We start from the raw sequence: 19,087 nt of genomic DNA on the forward strand, positions 1-19,087 counted from the left end.
CCCTCCTGCGGGGGCCTCGTCATATCCGGACCGTCACTCGCTCACGTCGAGGGCGAGCAGGTCGTCGATGGTCTGGCGGCGCAGCATCACGTGTGCGCCGCTCTCCCCCACGCCCACGACCGCCGGGATCAGCGCCTGGTTGTAGTTCGACGCCATCGTGCGGCCGTACGCGCCGGTGACCGGCACGGCGAGGATGTCGCCGCGCTTGAGGTCGGCGGGGAGCCGCACCTCGTGCACGACGATGTCGCCGGACTCGCAGTGCATGCCGACGACGCGCGCGAGCATCGTCTCGTCGGAGCCGCGGCGGTTAGCGAGACGGGCCGTGTAGTCGGCGCCGTACAGGGCGGGGCGGATGTTGTCGCTCATGCCGCCGTCGACGGACACGTACACGCGTTCCGTGATCGGCTCGCCCGCCTTGTCCTTCGCGTCGCTCAGGTGCACGGGCTTGATGGTGCCGACCCGGTAGAGGGTCACGCCGGCGGGCGCGACGATCCAACGGCCCGGCTCGAAGCTGATCGCCGGCGCGGGCATGCCGAGCGCGCGGTTGATGCCCGTGACCGCCTCGGCGAGGCGCGTGAGCTCGCGGCGCACGTCCATCGAATCCTCGCCGTCCGTGTACGCGACGGAGTAGCCGCCGCCCAGATCGACTTCGGTCAGCGTGTACGCGTCGGTCGCGTAGAACGTCTTCCGCAGGAGCATCATGCGCTTGGCGGCCTGGATGAACGCGTCCGCATCGTGGATGTTCGAGCCGATGTGCGAGTGGATGCCGACCAGTTCGAGCGTGTCCTGATGGCGGAGGATGTCCTTGAGCACGGCGAGCGCCGGGCCGTCGGCCACGGTGCTCATCGCGGAGGCGAGCGCCTTGTCCGTCTCGGAGACCTGCTCGTGGCTCAGGTCATACGGGTATTTCACGTCGTACTGCAGCTCGCGGCCGCCACGCGCGCCGTCGTCCCCGCTCCCGCTAACGGACTCCGCCCGCGGACCGGCACCTTCCCCGCTCCCGCTAACGAGCTCCGCCCGCGGACCGGCACCTTCCCCGCTCCCACTGGCGAGCTCCGCACGCGGACCGTCACCTTCCCCGCTCCCGCCGGCGGGAGCTGTCCGCGAAGCGGACTGAGGGTGGTCGTCGCGCTGCACAAGCCGCGCGTTGGTCGCGGCGGGCGTCGCCGCGGTCGGTTCGGCGGCGAGCGTGTCGAGCACGCCAAGCACACCCGCGTCCGCGCCGGCGGGCAGCAGCGGCACGCCGAACTTCTGGTCCTCGTGCGCGGTGGAGATGTACTCGTGGCCGCCCGCGTGGATGCCGGCGGTGACGCGCAGCATCACCTTGGCGCGTTTGCCGAGCTTGGCGGCGATGGCGGCGATGCGCGCCGGCTCGTCGGGCGAGTCGACGACGATCTTCGCGAAGCCTTCTTCGATGGCGAGCGCGATCTCCTCGTCCGTCTTGTTGTTGCCGTGGAGCACGAGGCGGCGGCCGGGCGCGCCGGCGGCGAGCGCGATCCGCATCTCGCCCATCGAGCAGGTGTCGACGAGCATGCCCGCTTCGGTGACGATGCGCACGATCTCCTTGGACAGGAACGCCTTGCCGGCGAAGCTCACGTGCGTGGTGGACGTGTGGAACGCGTCGGCGGCGGCCTTGACGAAGTGGCGTGCGCGGTCGCGCACCTCGTCGGTGTCGATGAGGTAGAGCGGCGAGCCGAACTCGTCGAGCAGGGATGCGGCGGTGCGCCCGTGGAAGGTGAGCGCGCCGGTTTCGGGGTCGACGGCCGAGGCCGCCGGCCAGATCGGTGTGATGGCCATATCGGGTCCTTCTTTCTCCTCCCGCTGGCGGGAGGTGGCATGAAATGCCGGAGGGTGGTCGACGGACAGGCCATCGGACCACCCCCAGTCCACCCAAGGGCGGACAGCCCCCGCCAGCGGGGGCCGAAATGCGTATCGGCTTCGCCGATTCCTTACATCTTGTCCGGGGCGGAGACGCCGAGGAGGTCGAGGCCGGAGGCGATGACCGCCTGGACGGCGTCGTTGAGCTTGAGGCGGGCGGCGGCGCGGGCCGGTTCGGGGGCCTTGGCGATGCGCAGCGCCTCGCGTTCGGCCTCGGTGCCGCGCTCCTCGAGCCCGGTCAGGTCCATCGGCACGACGCGCTCCACGTTGTACCACTTGTGGTACGTGGCGGCGAGGTCCTCGAGGTAGCGGGCGACGCGGTGCGGGGCGCGCTTGTCGCCGGCCTCCTTGACGACGGCCGGCCACTGGGCGAGCGCGGCGAGCACCTCGCCGTCGGCCTCGGTGTCGAGCAGGCCGAGGTCGGCGCCCTCGACGGTCACGCCGGCGTCGGCCGCGTTGCGGTCCACGTTGCAGGAGCGCGCGTGCGCGTACTGCACGTAGTACACCGGGTTGTCGTTCGAGTGGGAGGCGAGCAGGTTGAGGTCGATGTCGACCGGGGAGTTGTAGTCGGTGCGTGCGAGCGAGTAGCGGGACGCGTCCACGCCGATCGCGTCGACGAGGTCGTCGATGGTGACGACGTTGCCGGCGCGCTTGGACATGCGCACGGCCTTGCCGTCCTTGAGCACGTTGACGAGCTGGCCGATGAGGATCTGCATGTTCTCGCCCGGCTTGTCGCCGAACGCCTCGCACATGGCCATCATGCGGCCGATGTAGCCGTGGTGGTCGGCGCCGAGCATGTAGATCGCGACGTCGGCCGGGTCCTGCGCGCGGTGGCGCTTGTTCCAGTAGTAGGCGATGTCGGCGGCGAAGTACGCGAACTCGCCGTTGGACTTGATGATGACGCGGTCCTTGTCGTCGCCGTGCTTGGTGGACGCGAACCAGGTGGCGCCGTCCTTCTCGTAGATGTCGCCGCGGCCGCGCAGCTCGGCGATGGCGCGCTCCACCTCGCCGTCCTGATAGAGGCTGTTCTCGTGGAACCACACGTCGAAGTCGACATGGAAGTCCTTCATCGACTTGCGGATCTCGTCGAACATCATCGGCACGGCGCGCTTGCGGAACTCCTCGCGCAGCTCGGAGTCGGATTCGCCGATCGGCTCGCCGTCCGCGTTGAGGCCCTGGTCCTCGTGCTGCAGGGTGGTCAGGTCGACGCCGTCGGCCTTGGCCTCGGCCTCGACGCGGCGGGCGATCTCGTCGATGTACGCGCCCTTGTAGCCGTCGAACGGGGTCTCGGTCTGGTAGCCCTGCGCACCGAGGTCGTTGTCGTGCGCCCAGGCGGCGACGAGGGACTTGGCGAAGCGGTTGATCTGCTCGCCGTGGTCGTTGAAGTAGTATTCGCGCACGACCTTCGCGCCGTTGGCTTCGAGCACGCGGGCCATCGAATCGCCGGTGGCGGCCCAGCGGGTGCCGCCGATGTGGATCGGGCCGGTCGGGTTGGCGGAGACGAACTCGAGGTTCAGGGTCTCGCCGCCGAGGTGGCCGTTGCGGCCGAACGCGGAGACGCCGGCGTCGGTGCACGGCGCGGCGAGCACCGCGTCGACGACGGCCGCGGCGGACGCGGAGTCGAGGGTGATGTTGATGAAGCCGGGGCCGGCGACCTCCACCTTGGCGACGCCGTCGGCGGCGGTGAGTTCGGCGGCGAACAGGTCGGCCAGGTCGCGCGGCTTCATGCCGGCCTTCTTGGCGAGCTGCATCGCGGCGTTCGACGCCCAGTCGCCGTGCGCGCGGTCCTTCGGGCGCATGACGGCGAATTTGGCGACCGGCGGGATGAGGTCTTCGGTGAGCTGTCCGGCCTTTCCGGCGGCGACAAGCTCGTGGGCAATACGCGAAATGAGTTCGCTCAACGCTTCAGGATTCATTCTTCCAAGAATACCGACCGCGCCGACGTTCCCCGCCAGTCGTCATCGTCCCCATTTCTCATCACCGCCATTTCTCATCGTCGCCAACCGCGTCATCGCTCAACCGTCGCCCCGCCCGAGCCGACCGGCGCAAGAAATCCCGGAAAACACCCCCGTCATCCCGGATTTCTCGCACTGACCGTCTCCCAGCGCAAGAAATCCCGGAAGCCGACCCACATTCCCGGGAATCCTTGCACTGACCACGTCTCAGCGCAAGGAATCCCGGACGATACGGATTATTCCCGGGAATCCTTGCGCCGCACCGTCACGGCGCCGCACCGTCACGGCGCCGCACCGTCACGGCGCCGCACCGTCACGGCACCGCACCGTCACCGACCAGTGGCGCCGCCGCGCCGACGTTCCAGCAGATGGTAGCCTCCATAGCACAGCGCGACGAACGGGATCATATAGAACAGCGTCGAACGCTGCGTCTCGTCGAGCACGACGAGCACCAGCGCGCCGATGCACATGACGATCGCCATCCACGGCAATACCGGGAATCCCGGCGCACGGTAGCCGAGCTCCTCCACCGTGTGGCCGTCGCGGCGCCATTCGCGCCGGAACCGGATGTGGCACACGCACACCGAGAACCACACGACCAACGTCGCAAGACCCGAGACCGCGACCAGCACGAGATACACGGTGGACGCGGCGACCACTGACGACAGCAGCGCGAGCAGCGACCCCGCCATGCTGAACAGCACCGCCCACACGGGCACGCCGCGGAAGTTCGTCTTCGCGAACCGCGCCGGGATGAGCCGCTCCTTCGCGAGCGACCACACCATGCGCGAGCACACGTACAGGCCGGAGTTCGCGGCCGACAGCACGGCCGTGAGCACCACGAAGTTCATCACGTCGCCGGCGAACGGCATGCCGATCGACTGGAACACGAGCACGAACGGGCTGGTCTCCACGCCCGCCTTGTGCCACGGGATCAGCGCGGCCATCACGAGGATCGAGCCAATGAAGAAGATCGCGAGGCGCAGCACGGTCGTGTGCACGGCCTTCGGGATCGCCTTGCCCGGATCCTTCGTCTCGCCGGCGGCGACGCCCACCACCTCGGTGCCGGAGAACGCGAACACGACGGTCAGCAGCGTGGAGAACACGGGAGCGAAGCCGTTCGGGAACCAGCCGTCGGCCGTGAAGTTGCCGAACAGCGGCGCGTGCGTGTAGCCGGCAATCGGAATCGCGCCGAAGATCGCGAGCAGGCCGATCACGATGAACACGACGATCGCGAACACCTTGATCGACGCGAACCAGAACTCAGCCTCGCCATAGAGACGTACGGAAAGGATATTGAGGGCGAACACGACGGCGATGAACACCGCCGACCACACCCATGCCGGAGAGTCCGGGAACCAGCGTTGCATGAGCAGGCCCGCCGCCGTGAACTCGCTGGCGAGCGCCACCGCCCAGTTGAGCCAGTACAGCACGGCGATCACGAACGCGGTGCCGGGACCGATGAAGCGTTTCGCGTACATGTGGAAGCTGCCCGCGTACGGCATCGCGACGGACAGTTCGCCGAGCGAGACCATCACGCAGTAGACGAGCACGGATCCGACCGCGTACGCGAGGATCGCGCCGAGCGGACCGGCCTGATGAATCGTGTAGCCGGACGAGACGAACAGGCCGGTGCCGATCACGCCGCCGAGCGAGATCATCGTCAGGTGGCGCGACTCCATCTTGCGTTCGAGACCGTTGTCCTGTGTGTCGTCGGAATTGCCGGCGTGGGCCATGCTGGGACTCCTTGTATCATCCGTGTCAGTCGTCATGCGGCGACTACCGTATGATACCAACGCCCGCAACGTCGGCCCCGGCCGGCCGCGGTCACAGCACGGCGATCGCGTCGATCTCGACGAGCGCGCCCTTCGGGATGTCGTTGCCGCCGAACGCGACGCGCGCCGGCTTCACGGAGCCGATGAACACCTCGGCGTAGCGGGCGTCCACCTCCTTGAAGTCCTCCACGTTCTTCAGGTAGATGGTGGCGCGCACGACGTGCTCGATGCCGGTGCCGGCCGTGTCGAGGATGTGCTTGATGTTCTTCAGCGCCTGCGCGGCCTGCTCGCCCGCGGTCTCGCCGGCCAGTTCGCCGGTGGCCGGGTCGATGCCCAGCTGGCCGGACACGAACACAAAGCCGTTGGCCTTGACCGCCTGGCTGTACGCGCCCAGCGCCGCCGGCGCCTCGGAGGTCGCGACCGCTTCCATCTTTTCGCTCATCATGTGCTCCTCTCGGTTGCCCGTTCGCCCGGTGCCGCAGCCGATGCCGCACGGGCGTGTGATTACCCAGCAGTGTAGTGAGCGCATGTGTCGCCACCGTGCGCGATGCCCGTCATACGGTCACGCGAGCGGCCGCGCCCACGGCACCGCGTCGCCGGAGCCGCGTGCGCCGCCTCGCGCGCCGGTCCGCGGCCCGTCGCCCATGTCGCGCCCGTCGACGCGCACCGCGTGACGGTCGACCACATGGTCGAGCCGCCGTGCGCTGTCGCCGAGCACACCGCTCGCCCCGAGCTTGAGGCACCGGTTCGCCTCGCGGTAGTCGCCGCTCACGCCCGCGTAGACGGGCATGTGGTCACGTTCGGCGCGACGGGCCACACGCGGGTCGAACCGGTCGCCGCGCATGACGACGAAGCTCGCGCCGCGCGGCCACGTGATGCGCGCGTGGCCGGCCGGGCTCACGCATTTGCCGACGAGCCAGCGCGGGTGCGCGCGGTGGACGAGTCGGATGGCGGCATCGTCCGTGGACATGATCATCACGCGGGACGCGAAGTCATGGCGTTCGATCTGCCGCGAAACCGCTTCGGTGACGCGCGGCGCGTGACGGTCGTCGGTCTTGAGATGCAGCAGCAGGCCGAGATGGTCGTTCGTGCGCCGCGCGGCGAGGATCGCCTGCGCGAGCGTGGGGATGTGGAAGGTCTCGCCGTTCTGACGCATCGGCATGCGTTGCAGCACGCGCGTCGGCGTGGACGCGACCGGCACGTCGCGCCCGTCGGCGGACAGACGGCCGGTGCGCCGGTCGTGGAAGACGACGGGCGTGCCGTCCGCGTCGAGGCGGATGTCGATCTCCGCGTAGTCGGCGCCGCGCGCGCCCGCGTTGGCGATCGCGTGCAGCGAGTTCTCGGGCGCGGAATCGTCGCCTCGATGGGCGATGGCGAGCGGCCGCACCGTCCACATGTCGCGCGAGTCGCTCACGGCCGGCGTGCCGGCGGCGTCCAACCCGTCACGTTCACGGCGACGCAGGTTCGCGACGGCCGCACCGCCGACGACCAGCGCGAGCGTAATGGCCAGGATGATGAGGTGCGCGATCCAACGACGGCCGCCCCGACTTTCCGTGTCCCACTGTTCCATACCGCACCTCCTGCCTGTTCGAGCAGGATTCATTATGCGCGCCATGAGTAAAAGCCGAACGCGATTTCATGGCTTCCTCATGGTTATCTCAGGGAAAATTCAGGGTTACGCATAGCGCCATGACGATCGGCCTCAGACGACGAAGGCCCCGCATCCTGCGATGCGGGGCCTCGATTCCGAGTGGGCTCGAAGGGGTTCGAACCCTCGACCTTCTGTTCCGGAGACAGACGCTCTATCCACTGAGCTACGAACCCAGAATCACACATCCGCGACCCACCCGAAGGCACGCGCCGCGAGATGCAACTCCCCTACTGTACACCACGCCGGCACCACGCGCGACACCACCATCACCAAACTACCAGCGCAACAGTCGTCTCCCGTCAGTCTCGGATCCGCCGGCGACGGAGAGAATCACAGGATACTGTCACCATCAGGATCGGGGTCTTCGTGCCACACAAGGGGTACGACGGTGAAGTGTGGCGCACGAGCGCGCCACACTTCGCCGGAATCGGCAGGTGAAAGCGCGAAGTGGCGTGCTGACGGTGCGAAAATGTGCCACGCAAGCCCGAGAAACGGGTCCCGGCGGATAGTGTGGCTCAGGGCCGCGCCACACTTGGGAGGATTCCGCGCTTTGCGGGCTTGCGTGGCACGTATTCACCGCGAAATCGCGCCACACGAGCCCGAATCAGACCGATACCGGCGTTGTGTGGCACGACGCCGTGCCACACAACGTTCCGGTAACCATTGCGTGGCACGCGAATCCCGCAACAGACAGCGCGGAGACCTCGGATACGGCTTAAGTGCCGAAAAATGTCGCAGACGACATTGTTATCCACCCAAAAATGCGCTCCACGACACTTTTCGGCACTTAACCGCGAAACAGACCCGCGAACGACCAGTCTCGACTTCTCGGACCTGGCGTTTCACGGATCCGCACGAACCGGGCATAATGGCTCATGCAATGAATCGAAGATGGCAGGAAGCCATCCACATCGGCGGCACAGCGTGACGGCACCATGCAAAGCGGCAGATCATCCCGCACACGTGACCTGCGTCGATGCGATCCGAGAGAAAGGAAGGAATCATCATGTTCGGAATCCATCGTCATGGAACAGGCGCACGAAACGTCGCGACGTCACGCGCGTTCGCGACGTCGCTCGCCGCGGCGGCGACGGTCGCGATGGCGGCGACGATGCTGGTCGCACCGGCGTCCGCCACGTCCACCGATTTCGAAGGCAAGGCCGCGACCGAGGTGCTGGCGACGCTCAAGACCAAAGGCCGCGCGCCGAAGACCGGATACGCGCGCACGCAGTTCGGCGCGGCATGGGCGGACGTCGACCACAACGGCTGCGATACGCGCAACGACATCCTCAAGCGCGACATGACCGACGTGACGTTCAAGGCGGGCACGCACGACTGCATCGTCATGACGGGCACTCTCGCCGATCCGTATACGGGCAAGACGATCAGCTTCAAGCGCGGCAACAAGACGAGCAGCGCCGTGCAGATCGACCATGTGGTCGCCCTGTCCGACGCGTGGCAGAAGGGCGCACAGAAGCTGTCCGCCTCGCAGCGGAAGAATCTCGCCAACGACCCGTACAACCTGCTCGCGGTCGACGGCCCGTCGAACCAGCAGAAGAGCGACGGCGACGCGGCCACTTGGCTGCCGAAGAACAAGTCGTTCCGCTGCGAGTACGTGGCGCGTCAGATCGGCGTGAAGGCGAAGTACTCGCTGTGGGTCACGAAGGCGGAGCGCAAGGCGATGACGAAGGTGCTCGCCACCTGTCCGACGCAGACCGTGCCGTTGAACGACGAGGCGCAGGCGACCGCCGACGCCGCGGAGGCGCAGCGCAAGGCGGAGGAGGAGGCCGCAGCCAAGGCCGCGGCCGAGGAGGCGCAGCGTCAGGCGGAAGCGCAGCAACAACAACAGCAACAACAGCAAGATGCGAACGTCTACTACCCGAACTGCGCGGCCGTGCGCGCCGCCGGCAAGGCCCCGCTCTACCAGGGCCAGCCCGGCTATTCCACCAAGCTCGACCGCGACCGCGACGGCGTGGCCTGCGAATAGGACGGCCATCGCGCGGAGGCGTGTACCGGCAGGTCACATGCCCGCCGGTTCACGCCTCCGTTCGAACCGCAGCGCGAACGTCGCGAGCAGCAGCACGGCGACCACGGTGAACGGCATGCCAGCCAAGCCCGTCATGTGGTAGTTCATGCCGGAGGCGTTGAGTGCCATGCCGCCGACGAGCGAGCCGACCGCGTTGCCGCCGTTGAACCCGATCTGCACGGCGGCGCCGCCGATGAGCTCGCCGCCGCCCTTGCCCGCGTCGGCCATGAGCAGCTGCTGCGGCCCGTTGATGAAGAACAGTCCGAACGCGATCCAGAACGTCAGAATCGCGCAGGTCACGAGATTGCCGGGCAGCAGGAACACGAGCAGCAGTCCGGCCGCGGAGATCGACTGGCCGACGGCGGCGGTCGCGGCGTGCAGCCACCGGTCGGCGAGATGACCGCCGGCAAGGCCGCCGACCACCATGCCGAATCCGGCGAGCATCATCAGCAGCGGCACGAACCGCGAATCGTAGCCGCCGGTCTTCTGCAGCCACGGGCTCACGTAGCTCCACCAGCAGAAGACGCCGGTGTTGCCGATGAACACGGCACCGAGCACCAGCCACGGTCCGGGTTTGGCAAGGAAACGGAACTGTCCGGCGAGACCAGCGTCCGGAACGGCGGGGACGAGCGGCATCCACGCGAGCGTGAGCGCGATGGTGAGGGCGGCGCCGATCGCCAGGATCGTGAACGCGAGACGCCAGTTCAGGTATTCGGCGAGGAGCGTTCCGGCGGGCACGCCGAACATGTTGGCGATGGTCTGTCCGGTCACCATCACGGCGACCGCCTTGCCTTCCTTGCCTTTGTCGGCGAGCGTCTTCGCGATCACGGTGCCGGTGCCGAAGAACGCGCCATGCGGGAGCCCGGCGATGAACCGCGCGGCGACGAGCACGCCGGCGGTGGGCGCGACGGCGCTCAACGCGTTGCCGGCGAGCGCCAGCGCCATGAACAGGATGACGAGATGCTTCGGACTCGCCTTGCGCCCGAATACGAGCATGGTGACGCCCACGCACACGCCGATCGCGTACGCGGAGATGAAATGACCGGCGGTCGGGATGGACACGTGCGTGGCCGCAGCGGCCTGCGGCAGGATGCCCATCATCACGAATTCGGCGGCGCCGAGCACGAACGCCCCGGCGGCGACGGCCAGCAGACTCTTCTTCATCAGGTTCCCCTCATCGTGGCATCAGGCGGACGATCCCCGTCGGATGCGCTGCTGAAATCGCAGTCAGGCTATCACACGCTCCGCCACGACCGGACCGCCACGCGTACCGCCGCGGACGCGCGAAGCGGGTAGGCTTGGGAGGCATGGAACTGCATGTTTTGAATCATCCGCTCGTCGAGCACAAGCTGACCGTGCTCCGCGACAAGAACACCCCGTCCTCCACCTTCCGCGAGCTCGTCTCCGAACTCGTCATGCTCGAAGCGTACGAGGCCACGCGCGACCTGTCCGTCGTGGCCACGCCGATCGAGACCCCGGTCGCGCCGATGACCGGCAAGAAGCTCGCCGAGCCGCGTCCGATCATCGTGCCCGTGCTGCGCGCCGGACTCGGCATGCTCGACGGCATGACCCGTCTGCTGCCCACCGCCGAAGTCGGCTTCCTCGGCATGAAGCGCGACGAGGAGCACCCCACCCAGCAGATCACGTACGCGAACCGTCTGCCCGACGACCTGACCGGCCGCCAGTGCTTCCTCATCGACCCGATGCTCGCCACCGGCGGCACGCTCGTCGCCGCCACGCACTATCTGGCCGAGCGCGGCGCGAAGGACGTCACCGCGATCAACATCATCGCCGCGCCGGAGGGCATCAAGTACGTCGAGGAGCACATCGACCCGTCCATCGACTTCAAGGTCGTGGTGTGCGCCGTCGACGAGAGGCTCAACGACAAGTGCTACATCGTGCCGGGTCTGGGCGATGCCGGCGACCGCCTCTACGGGGTGATCGACTGACGGAACCGTCATGCAAATCGACATCATCGCGCCGGGGCGCGTGAAGGAACGCTACCTGCGCGACGCCATCGACGAATACTCGAAACGGCTGTCGCGCTACTGCAGGCTGAACATCATCGAGGTCGCCGACGAGAAGACGCCCGAACACGCCTCGGCGGGCGTGGAACGCCAGATCAAGGCGAAGGAGGGCGAGCGCATCGCCAAGCACTTGCGCGCCAACGCGTTCGTCATCGCTTTGGCGATCGACGGCAAGCAATTGTCCAGCGAGGAGCTCGCCGCGAAGATCGATGATCTGGGACTGCGCGGCACGAGCCACATCCAGCTGGTCATCGGCGGTTCGATCGGCCTGGACGACGCGATCCTTCGCCGGGCCGATTTCAAGCTGAGCTTCTCGAAGATGACGTTCCCGCATCAGCTGATGCGCGTCATCCTTCTAGAGCAGATCTACCGCGCCTACAAGATCAACGCGGGAGAGCCATACCACAAGTAGGGATTTACCCCCTCAGTCCGCACGACTGAGGGGGTATATATAACCCGGCCCGCCCGCACTCCGTGTAGGCTTGGGTCGCATGACGGGACGGTTCGCACCTACGCCTTCGGGGCGCATGCATATCGGCAATATGACGGCGATGCTGGCCGCGTGGCTCGATTCGCGGGCGCGCGGCCAGCGCATGCTGCTGCGCATCGAGGACATCGACACCCCACGCGTCTTGCCGGACGCCGACCGGTGGATCATGGACGATCTCGACTGGCTCGGCCTCGACTGGGACGGCGATCCCGTCTACCAGTCGCAACGCATCGACCTGTACGAGCGGGCGTTGCACGCGCTCGACGGACAATACGCCGACGATTCCCCCATCGAAACGGTTTCACGTGAAACGCCCACGGACTTCCGATCGGACGACGTCGCGCCGGACTCCCCCACCGCCTGCATCCCGCTCGTCTACCCGTGCTTCTGCTCGCGTGCGGACATCCGCGCCGCGTCCGCCCCACAGGAAGGCGACGGATTCCAGATCTACCCCGGCACCTGCCGTCGCCTCATGCGCGACCATCCCGACGTGGTGCGCGAACGGCTCGCGCGCGGCGACCGCCATTCGCTGCGCATCGCGATGCCCGCGCACGGCGCCCCCGGCTCAGCCACGGCGGACGGCACCGCGGTCGCGTTCGACGATGCGGTGTTCGGACCGCAATCGTTCGACCTCGCGCGCGACATCGGCGATTCGGTAATCCGACGGTCGGACGGCCTGTTCGGATACCAGTTCGTCGTCACGGTCGACGATCTCGCGATGGGCGTCGACTCGATCGTGCGCGGCCGCGACCTGCTGCGCTCCACCGCCCTGCAGACGTACATCCGCGAGCGTCTCATCGCCGCCGGCTGGGACGACGGCGCCGCGCATCCCACCTACGCGCACATCCCGCTCGTCGACAACGCGGCGGGCCGCCGTCTCGCCAAGCGCGAACGTTCGCTGGACATGGGCACGCTGCGGTCGCGCGGCGTGACGGCGGCGCAGGTGACGGGCGTATGCGCGTGGCTGCTGCGGCTCGCCGCCACGCCGGAACCGATCGCCGCGCACGACCTGCTCGACGTGTTCCGCGCGGACGGCTGGAAGCCGCTGCGCGCGGAACACGCGGATCGTCGCCTCAATCCCGCCGATCCGCTCCTGCCCCGCTGGCTCGCCGACGCGGTGTAGTCTGGGACGCATATGGACGTCATCACGTATGGGAGGATCGCCATGTCGAAAGCCTTGAGAAACGTTCTGATCGGCGGCGTCGCGGCCGCGGGAGCCGCCGCGTGGGCCTTGGCGCCGCGCTCGTTCAACGACAAACGCCGCAACTACGTGCCCGTCATCCCCGACGTCTGGTATGCGCACCGCGGCCTGCACGACGCGGGTTCGGGTCTTGTGAACGTCACGGACATCCCCGACTACGGCGGCGACAATCCGGTCAGCGCGAAGGCGGACACGACCGACGCCTCGATCGCCGAGAACGCCGATTATGTGGCGCTCGCCCGACGCATGGCCCTGAAAGCCGGGTACGGCACGGCGGACGAGACCGGTCCGATCGCGCCGGAGAACTCGCTCGCCGCGTTCGCCGCGGCCTGCGAGGCCGGCTACGGCATCGAACTCGACCTGCAGCTCACGCTCGACGGGCAGGTGGTCGTCATGCATGACGCGGACCTCCTGCGCGTGGCGGGCGACCCGCGCCGCATCGAGGATCTCACCTACGACGAGCTGACGCGCATCCCCCTGTTCCCCGCCTCCCGCGGCTCGAAGCCGGGCGATCTCAAGGCGCATCCGCTGCCGGGCGCGGAGGAGAATCCGCCACTGGTCGTCACGCCGGCCACCGCGCCGGAAGGCTACTACCAGCATGTGCCGCTGTTCGCCGACGTGCTCAAGGTGGTGGCGGGGCGTGCGCCGCTCATCGTGGAATACAAGTTCGACGACAACGCCGCGTGGGGCGAGCGCGAGATCGAGCTGATGGAGAAGGGCCACGCGCTGCTGGAGGCGTATGCGGGGCCGTACGTCATCGAATCGTTCAACCCGGGCGCGGTGAACTGGTACAAGGAGCATCATCCGGAAGTGTGCCGCGGCCAGTTGAGCTGGCCCGCGTCGCTCACGAAGAACGGCCCGGCCGAGTTCGCCGCGGGCCTGCTCGCCTTCGACTGGCTGTCCCGCCCCGATTTCGTCGCCTACGACTGGACGGGCGGCTCGCTGCCGCAGGTGCGTCTCGCCCGTTCGATGGGCGCGATCGCCGTCTCGTGGACGGTGCGTTCCAGCGACGAGCTCGCGCAGTGCGACCGGTATTTCGACCACCACATCTTCGAGGCGTTCGTTCCGCCGGAGCACTGAGCGGCATCAGCGTTCCGGCTCAGCCCCCCTCTGACGAGGGGCTGTCGCCAATCGGCACCACGAAAATAGCCCCCGCCGTCGGGGGCTGTCGGTCGAAGATCGACTGGGGGCGGTCACGGCACAAGCCGGCCGGCGACCACCCTCAGTCCCGCTACGCGGGCCAGCTCCCGCCAGCGGGAGCATGCATCACTCGTCCTCGCCGTCGGCGAGCATATGTCACTCGCCGGCGGGAGCATGCGCCCGACCGTGCGATCACTCGTCGGTCTTGACGTCCTCGACGTTGACGTCGGGGTCGTCGGGCGCGTTACCGGAACCCGCGAGCGGGTCCTCGGGCATGGCGGTGAGCTCCAGGTGTTCGCCGCCGGTCTGGTCGACGAGCACCGTGTCACCGTCGTGCACCTTGCCGGCGAGCAGCATGCGGGCCAACTGGTCGCCGACCTCGGTCTGCACGAGGCGGCGCAGCGGACGGGCGCCGTACGCCGGATCGTAGCCCATGTTGGCGAGCCACTCGCGGGCGGCCTGCGTCACATCGAGCTTGATGCGACGGTCGGTGAGGCGCGCTGCCACGCTCTTCACCTGGATGTCGACGATGCCGCCGAGCTCCTCGCGGGTGAGCGGATGGAACATCACGATGTCGTCCAGACGGTTCAGGAACTCCGGCTTGAAGTTCATGTGCACCGCGTCCATCACGGCCTTCTTCTTCGCGTCGGCGTCCATATCCTCGTTGACGAGGAACTGGGAGCCGAGGTTGGAGGTCATGATGAGGATCGTGTTCTTGAAGTCCACGGTCCTGCCCTGGCCGTCGGTCAGACGGCCGTCGTCGAGCACCTGCAGCAGCACGTCGAAGATCTCCGGATTCGCCTTCTCGACCTCGTCGAACAGCACGACGGAGTACGGGCGACGACGCACGGCCTCGGTGAGCTGGCCGCCCTGCTCGTAGCCGACGTAGCCCGGCGCGGCGCCGATCAGACGGCTCACGCTCGCCTTCTCCATGTACTCGGACATGTCGATGCGCACCATGGCCTTCTCGTCGTCGAACAGGAAGTCCGCGAGCGCCTTCGCGAGCTCGGTCTTGCCGACGCCGGTGGGGCCGAGGAACAGGAACGAGCCGGTCGGACGGTTCGGGTCCGAGATGCCGGCACGCGAGCGGCGCACCGCGTCGGACACGGCCTGGATGGCTTCCTTCTGGCCGATCACGCGCTTGCCGAGGTAGTTCTCCATGTGGAGCAGCTTCTCGTTCTCGCCCTGCATGAGGCGGCCGACGGGGATGCCGGTCCAGTCGGAGACGATCTCGGCGACGGAGTCGGCGTCCACATGGTCGGGGACCATCGGCTCCGGCTTGTTCGCGTTCTCGCCGCCTTCCTTCGACTCGGCGTCCGCCTTCTCGGCGGCGGCGAGCTCCTTCTGGATGGCCGGGATCTCGCCGTACAGGATGCGGCTCGCCTCCGCGAGGTTGCCCTCACGGGTGAACTTGTCCGCCTGGACGCGCAGCGCGTCGAGCTTGGCGCGCAGGTCGCCGACCTTGTTGTGGCCGGCCTTCTCCGCGTCCCAACGGGCCTTGAGCCCCGCGAGCTTCTCGCGCGCGTCGGCCATTTCGGCCTGCAGCTTCTCGAGACGCTCCTTGGAGGCCGGGTCCTCGGCCTTCTTGAGCTGCATCTCCTCCATCTCGTAGCGGGTCACCTTGCGCTGGAGCTCGTCGATCTCCTCCGGGGAGGAGTCGAGTTCCATCCTGAGGTGCGCGGCCGCCTCGTCGACCAGGTCGATGGCCTTGTCGGGCAGCTGACGGCCGGAGATGTACCGGTTGGACAGGGTCGCGGCGGCCACGAGCGCGTCGTCGCCGATCGTCACCTTGTGGTGCGCCTCGTAACGCTGCTTGAGGCCGCGCAGGATCGCGATCGTGTCCTCCACGCTCGGCTCGCCGACGAACACCTGCTGGAAACGACGCTCCAGCGCCGGGTCCTTCTCGATGTTCTCGCGGTACTCGTCAAGCGTGGTCGCGCCGATGAGGCGCAGCTCGCCGCGGGCGAGCATCGGCTTGAGCATGTTGCCGGCGTCCATCGAGCCTTCGGCCGCGCCGGCGCCGACGATCGTGTGGATCTCGTCGATGAACGTGATGATCTGGCCGTCCGCGTTCTTGATCTCGTTGAGGACGCTCTTCAGGCGCTCCTCGAACTCGCCACGGTACTTCGATCCGGCCACCATGGAGCCCAAATCAAGCGAGATGAGCTTCTTGCCCTGCAGCGTGGTCGGCACGTCGCCGGCGACGATGCGCTGCGCGAGGCCCTCGACGACGGCGGTCTTGCCGACGCCGGGCTCGCCGATCAGCACCGGGTTGTTCTTCGTACGACGGGAAAGAATCTGGATGACGCGGCGGATCTCCTGATCGCGGCCGATCACCGGGTCGAGCTTGCCTTCCTTCGCGGCGGCGGTCAGGTCGGTGGAGTACTTCTCCAGCGCCTTGTAGCTGCCTTCCGCGTCCGGGCTGGTCACCTTCGCGCCGCCGCGCACGCCGGGCACGGCCTTGCGCAGGGCTTCGGGCGTGACGCCGTTCTTCTTCAGGATCTCGGCCGACTGGTTCGGGGCCGATGCGGCGATGCCGATGAGCAGGTGTTCGGTGGAGACGTACTCGTCCCCCATCTGCTGCATCTCCTTCTCGGCCTGCGCGAGCGCGGCGGTCAGCTGGCGGCTGGCCTGCGGCTGCGATGTGGTCGAGCCGGACGCGCTCGGCAGCGCGACGAGCGCGTTCCTCACGGCCGCGCCGATGGCCTGCGGGTCGCCGCCCGCGGCCTGGATGAGCCCGCGCACGACGCCCTGCTCCTGACGCAGCAGCGCGTCCATCACGTGCAGGGTCTCGACCTGCGCGTTGCCTGCGGCGGCAGCGCTCTGGATGGCGTCGCCGATGGTCTCCTGGGCCATGGTCGTGAACTTCTGTTCCATAAGTCTGTCCTCCAAGTCTTGCGGCCCGGCGGCGATACGGCCCGGACCAGATGATCCGCGACCGCCCGCCGCCGGACGTTCATGTCATGTTCTGACATGTCCAACCGACCTGGAGGACATTCTATTCCCAAAACTTGAGCGCCATCGACTCAAGTTTCATTTCATATTCGCCCCCGCCGGCGGGGCGGTCGGTCGGAGACCGACTGGGGGTGGCCATGCACGCAAGCCGACGACCACCCTCAGTCCCGCTTCGCGGGCCAGCTCCCGCCAGCGGGAGCATAGGGAGATGTGCCGTATGGACACGGGCCAGCTCCCGCCAGCGGGAGCATAGGGACGCGTCGCGTCTCAGGCGCGCACGATCACGTTGCGCAAGGATCCGACGCCTTCGACGTGGACGATGGTCTCGTCGCCGGGGTCGAGGTGGCCGGACGCGTTCGGCGTGCCGGTCATGATGACGTCGCCGGGCAGGAGCGTCGAGAACGAGCTGATCGCGGCGATCTGCTCGGGGATGCCGTGGATGAGGTTCGCGGTCGTGCCGGACGCCATCGCCACGTCCTCGCCGTTGAGCGTGAACGAGATCTTCGCGTCCTTCCAGTTCACGTCGTCGCGCGTGACGATCCACGGGCCCAGCGGGCAGGACGTGTCGAAGCCCTTGGCGCGCGTCCACGTCGGGTCGAGGCCCTGCAGGTCGCGCAGCGTCACGTCGTTGACGCAGGTGAAGCCGAGCACGTAGTCCATGGCCTTCTCGACCGGCACGTTCTTGGCGACGCGGCCCATCACGACGGCGAGCTCAGGCTCGAAGTTCATGTCCTTCGAGCAGGCCGGGTAGACGATCGGATCGTCCGGGCCGATCACCGAGGTGGACGGCTTGGTGAAGATGACCATGTCCTCCGGGGCGTGCGAGATCTCGGAGTGGCCGGCCTCGTGCATGTACTGCGCGTGCGCCTCGTAGTTCTTGGCGAGTCCGTACACCTTGCTCGGCAGGACCGGCGAGAGCAGACGGACGCCGTCCGCGTCGAGCGCGTAGCGCTTGCCGGTCGGGGCGACCTTGCCGCCGAGCAGCGGGTGGCCGTCGAGTTCGACGAGATAATCCTTGCCGTCCGATTCGTCCTTCTGCACAAAGGCGTATCGCGGCGTGTCATTCAATGAAAAACGTGCGATTCTCATGCTGCCCAGTCTAGTCCCGCATACGTGGCGGCGACGATCGCGTCGAGCCGCGCGGTCGCGTCGTCCGGCGCGGCGGCGAGACGGTCGGCGGCGTCCATCACGTCGTCGCCGTCGTCGTAATACCCGTAGCCGTCGTCGCCGTCGTCGTACGAGTAGTCGTAGCCGTTCGACGATGACGACGCGTTGGCGATGATCACGGCGAACAGGACGATGAACGCGATCCACATCGCGGTGAACAGGGCGCCGATGATGATGCCGGCGATCGCGAGCCCCTTGCCCTTCTCGCCGGTCCGTCTGATCTGGACGAGGCCGATGATGCTGAGGACCAGTCCGACGATCGAGAACAGCAGCGAGCCGACGAATCCGGCGATGGCCATCGCGTTCCAGCGCGGTTCCGGCTGGTAGTACGGCTGGTACGGCCCCGCGGGAACGCCCGGAACGCCGCCGTACGCGCCGCCCGGCGCGCCGCCGTACGCGGGCGGTACGGGCGCGCCGGTCTGCGTGTACGGGTTGTAGACGTCGCTCGGCGCGTACGGCACCTGCGCAGGGGCGCCGTTACCGCCGTTCCCATTCGCGCCGTCGGGAACGGTCCCGTCCAGTATCGTCGCGTCGGGATTCCCGTCTCCCCGCGGATCGCTCCCGTACGGATTCGCGTTGTATGGTTCGCTCATTGCGTCCTCCTCGCCGATTGCGTCGACTTGCCGAGCATCCTGCATGATTCCCGACGACGGTCTTCTCTTCCCACCCGCTCTCCGTCAGTCCCGCCGTGAGGGCCGAGCACATGGCTCGACGTATCTCCCTCAGCTTACCGCGCGGCGGACGGACGCGCGCGGCCCGGGGCACGGCATAATGGGATACGGCAAGCAACCACATCGGCCTCCGGCATGTCCGAGGAACGAA

Annotated in this window: 14 protein-coding genes and 1 tRNA gene; 5 read left to right on the plus strand and 10 right to left on the minus strand. The window is 67.7% G+C overall.

Annotation, left to right across the window (positions count from 1 at the left end; all coding sequences use genetic code 11):
• Positions 1 to 33 precede the first annotated feature (33 nt).
• The 6 genes from Uis4E_RS12140 to Uis4E_RS02770 form a co-directional block, all read right to left on the minus strand.
• Positions 34 to 1,797, minus strand: a complete 1,764-nt coding sequence (locus Uis4E_RS12140) for a diaminopimelate decarboxylase family protein (RefSeq protein ID WP_243394288.1) — start codon at positions 1,795 to 1,797, stop codon at positions 34 to 36.
• Between the two features lie 152 nt (positions 1,798 to 1,949).
• Complete coding sequence (argS, locus tag Uis4E_RS02750; protein ID WP_101621748.1) at positions 1,950 to 3,794, minus strand: arginine--tRNA ligase; 1,845 nt, start codon at positions 3,792 to 3,794, stop codon at positions 1,950 to 1,952.
• Positions 3,795 to 4,162: 368 nt separating this feature from the next.
• Complete coding sequence (locus Uis4E_RS02755) at positions 4,163 to 5,569, minus strand: amino acid permease (protein ID WP_101621749.1); 1,407 nt, start codon at positions 5,567 to 5,569, stop codon at positions 4,163 to 4,165.
• 91 nt (positions 5,570 to 5,660) lie between these two features.
• Entirely contained in the window at positions 5,661 to 6,050 is a 390-nt protein-coding gene (locus Uis4E_RS02760; protein ID WP_034527123.1) for a Rid family detoxifying hydrolase, read from the minus strand.
• Positions 6,051 to 6,170: 120 nt separating this feature from the next.
• On the minus strand, positions 6,171 to 7,178 hold the full coding sequence (locus tag Uis4E_RS02765; protein WP_165784818.1) for a glycerophosphodiester phosphodiesterase family protein: 1,008 nt from the start codon (positions 7,176 to 7,178) through the stop codon (positions 6,171 to 6,173).
• 181 nt (positions 7,179 to 7,359) lie between these two features.
• Positions 7,360 to 7,432: transfer RNA gene (locus tag Uis4E_RS02770), tRNA-Arg, on the minus strand.
• 938 nt (positions 7,433 to 8,370) lie between these two features.
• Between Uis4E_RS02770 and Uis4E_RS02775 the strand changes: the two genes are divergently transcribed.
• Positions 8,371 to 9,246 carry a GmrSD restriction endonuclease domain-containing protein gene (locus Uis4E_RS02775; RefSeq protein WP_423734907.1) on the plus strand — a complete coding sequence of 292 codons (876 nt, stop codon included), beginning with the start codon at positions 8,371 to 8,373 and terminating at the stop codon, positions 9,244 to 9,246.
• A 33-nt stretch (positions 9,247 to 9,279) separates the two neighbouring features.
• On the opposite strand, the gene Uis4E_RS02780 is transcribed toward Uis4E_RS02775, so the two are convergent.
• Positions 9,280 to 10,449 carry an MFS transporter gene (locus Uis4E_RS02780; RefSeq protein ID WP_101621752.1) on the minus strand — a complete coding sequence of 390 codons (1,170 nt, stop codon included), beginning with the start codon at positions 10,447 to 10,449 and terminating at the stop codon, positions 9,280 to 9,282.
• A gap of 143 nt (positions 10,450 to 10,592) precedes the next feature.
• Here Uis4E_RS02780 and upp point away from each other — a divergent pair, with 143 nt between their 5' ends.
• The 4 genes from upp (at position 10,593) to Uis4E_RS02800 (ending at position 14,083) form a co-directional block, all read left to right on the plus strand.
• Positions 10,593 to 11,234 carry a uracil phosphoribosyltransferase gene (gene upp, locus Uis4E_RS02785; RefSeq protein ID WP_101621753.1) on the plus strand — a complete coding sequence of 214 codons (642 nt, stop codon included), beginning with the start codon at positions 10,593 to 10,595 and terminating at the stop codon, positions 11,232 to 11,234.
• Between the two features lie 10 nt (positions 11,235 to 11,244).
• Positions 11,245 to 11,724, plus strand: a complete 480-nt coding sequence (gene rlmH / locus Uis4E_RS02790) for a 23S rRNA (pseudouridine(1915)-N(3))-methyltransferase RlmH (RefSeq protein WP_101621754.1) — start codon at positions 11,245 to 11,247, stop codon at positions 11,722 to 11,724.
• 79 nt (positions 11,725 to 11,803) lie between these two features.
• On the plus strand, positions 11,804 to 12,925 hold the full coding sequence (locus Uis4E_RS02795) for a glutamate--tRNA ligase family protein (protein ID WP_101621755.1): 1,122 nt from the start codon (positions 11,804 to 11,806) through the stop codon (positions 12,923 to 12,925).
• 42 nt (positions 12,926 to 12,967) lie between these two features.
• Positions 12,968 to 14,083 carry a glycerophosphodiester phosphodiesterase family protein gene (locus Uis4E_RS02800; RefSeq protein WP_101621782.1) on the plus strand — a complete coding sequence of 372 codons (1,116 nt, stop codon included), beginning with the start codon at positions 12,968 to 12,970 and terminating at the stop codon, positions 14,081 to 14,083.
• A gap of 252 nt (positions 14,084 to 14,335) precedes the next feature.
• Here Uis4E_RS02800 and clpB read toward each other — a convergent pair whose 3' ends face one another.
• The 3 genes from clpB to Uis4E_RS12060 form a co-directional block, all read right to left on the minus strand.
• The gene (gene clpB, locus Uis4E_RS02805; RefSeq protein ID WP_101621756.1) at positions 14,336 to 17,020 is read right to left on the minus strand and encodes an ATP-dependent chaperone ClpB; all 2,685 of its coding nucleotides are present in this window, start codon (positions 17,018 to 17,020) and stop codon (positions 14,336 to 14,338) included.
• 345 nt (positions 17,021 to 17,365) lie between these two features.
• The gene (locus Uis4E_RS02810) at positions 17,366 to 18,187 is read right to left on the minus strand and encodes a fumarylacetoacetate hydrolase family protein (protein ID WP_101621757.1); all 822 of its coding nucleotides are present in this window, start codon (positions 18,185 to 18,187) and stop codon (positions 17,366 to 17,368) included.
• Complete coding sequence (locus Uis4E_RS12060; RefSeq protein ID WP_207764534.1) at positions 18,184 to 18,858, minus strand: DUF4190 domain-containing protein; 675 nt, start codon at positions 18,856 to 18,858, stop codon at positions 18,184 to 18,186. The genes Uis4E_RS02810 and Uis4E_RS12060 overlap by 4 nt, the downstream gene beginning before the upstream one ends.
• Positions 18,859 to 19,087: the final 229 nt, after the last annotated feature.

Origin of the sequence: Bifidobacterium parmae (genome assembly GCF_002860365.1) — a bacterium.
GTDB classification, from domain to species: Bacteria; Actinomycetota; Actinomycetes; order Actinomycetales; family Bifidobacteriaceae; genus Bifidobacterium; species Bifidobacterium parmae.

Bases quoted from the DNA above. Each gene is read 5' to 3' on its own strand.
- Uis4E_RS02795 (WP_101621755.1), top strand. From the start codon at position 11,804: ATGACGGGACGGTTCGCACCTACGCCTTCGGGGCGCATGCATATCGGC.
- Uis4E_RS02760 (WP_034527123.1), bottom strand. From the start codon at position 6,050: ATGAGCGAAAAGATGGAAGCGGTCGCGACCTCCGAGGCGCCGGCGGCG.
- Uis4E_RS02755 (WP_101621749.1), bottom strand. From the start codon at position 5,569: ATGGCCCACGCCGGCAATTCCGACGACACACAGGACAACGGTCTCGAA.
- Uis4E_RS02780 (WP_101621752.1), bottom strand. From the start codon at position 10,449: ATGAAGAAGAGTCTGCTGGCCGTCGCCGCCGGGGCGTTCGTGCTCGGC.
- Uis4E_RS02810 (WP_101621757.1), bottom strand. From the start codon at position 18,187: ATGAGAATCGCACGTTTTTCATTGAATGACACGCCGCGATACGCCTTT.
- upp (WP_101621753.1), top strand. From the start codon at position 10,593: ATGGAACTGCATGTTTTGAATCATCCGCTCGTCGAGCACAAGCTGACC.
- Uis4E_RS02800 (WP_101621782.1), top strand. From the start codon at position 12,968: ATGTCGAAAGCCTTGAGAAACGTTCTGATCGGCGGCGTCGCGGCCGCG.
- Uis4E_RS12060 (WP_207764534.1), bottom strand. From the start codon at position 18,858: ATGAGCGAACCATACAACGCGAATCCGTACGGGAGCGATCCGCGGGGA.
- clpB (WP_101621756.1), bottom strand. From the start codon at position 17,020: ATGGAACAGAAGTTCACGACCATGGCCCAGGAGACCATCGGCGACGCC.
- Uis4E_RS02765 (WP_165784818.1), bottom strand. From the start codon at position 7,178: ATGGAACAGTGGGACACGGAAAGTCGGGGCGGCCGTCGTTGGATCGCG.
- Uis4E_RS12140 (WP_243394288.1), bottom strand. From the start codon at position 1,797: ATGGCCATCACACCGATCTGGCCGGCGGCCTCGGCCGTCGACCCCGAA.
- argS (WP_101621748.1), bottom strand. From the start codon at position 3,794: ATGAATCCTGAAGCGTTGAGCGAACTCATTTCGCGTATTGCCCACGAG.
- rlmH (WP_101621754.1), top strand. From the start codon at position 11,245: ATGCAAATCGACATCATCGCGCCGGGGCGCGTGAAGGAACGCTACCTG.
- Uis4E_RS02775 (WP_423734907.1), top strand. From the start codon at position 8,371: ATGCTGGTCGCACCGGCGTCCGCCACGTCCACCGATTTCGAAGGCAAG.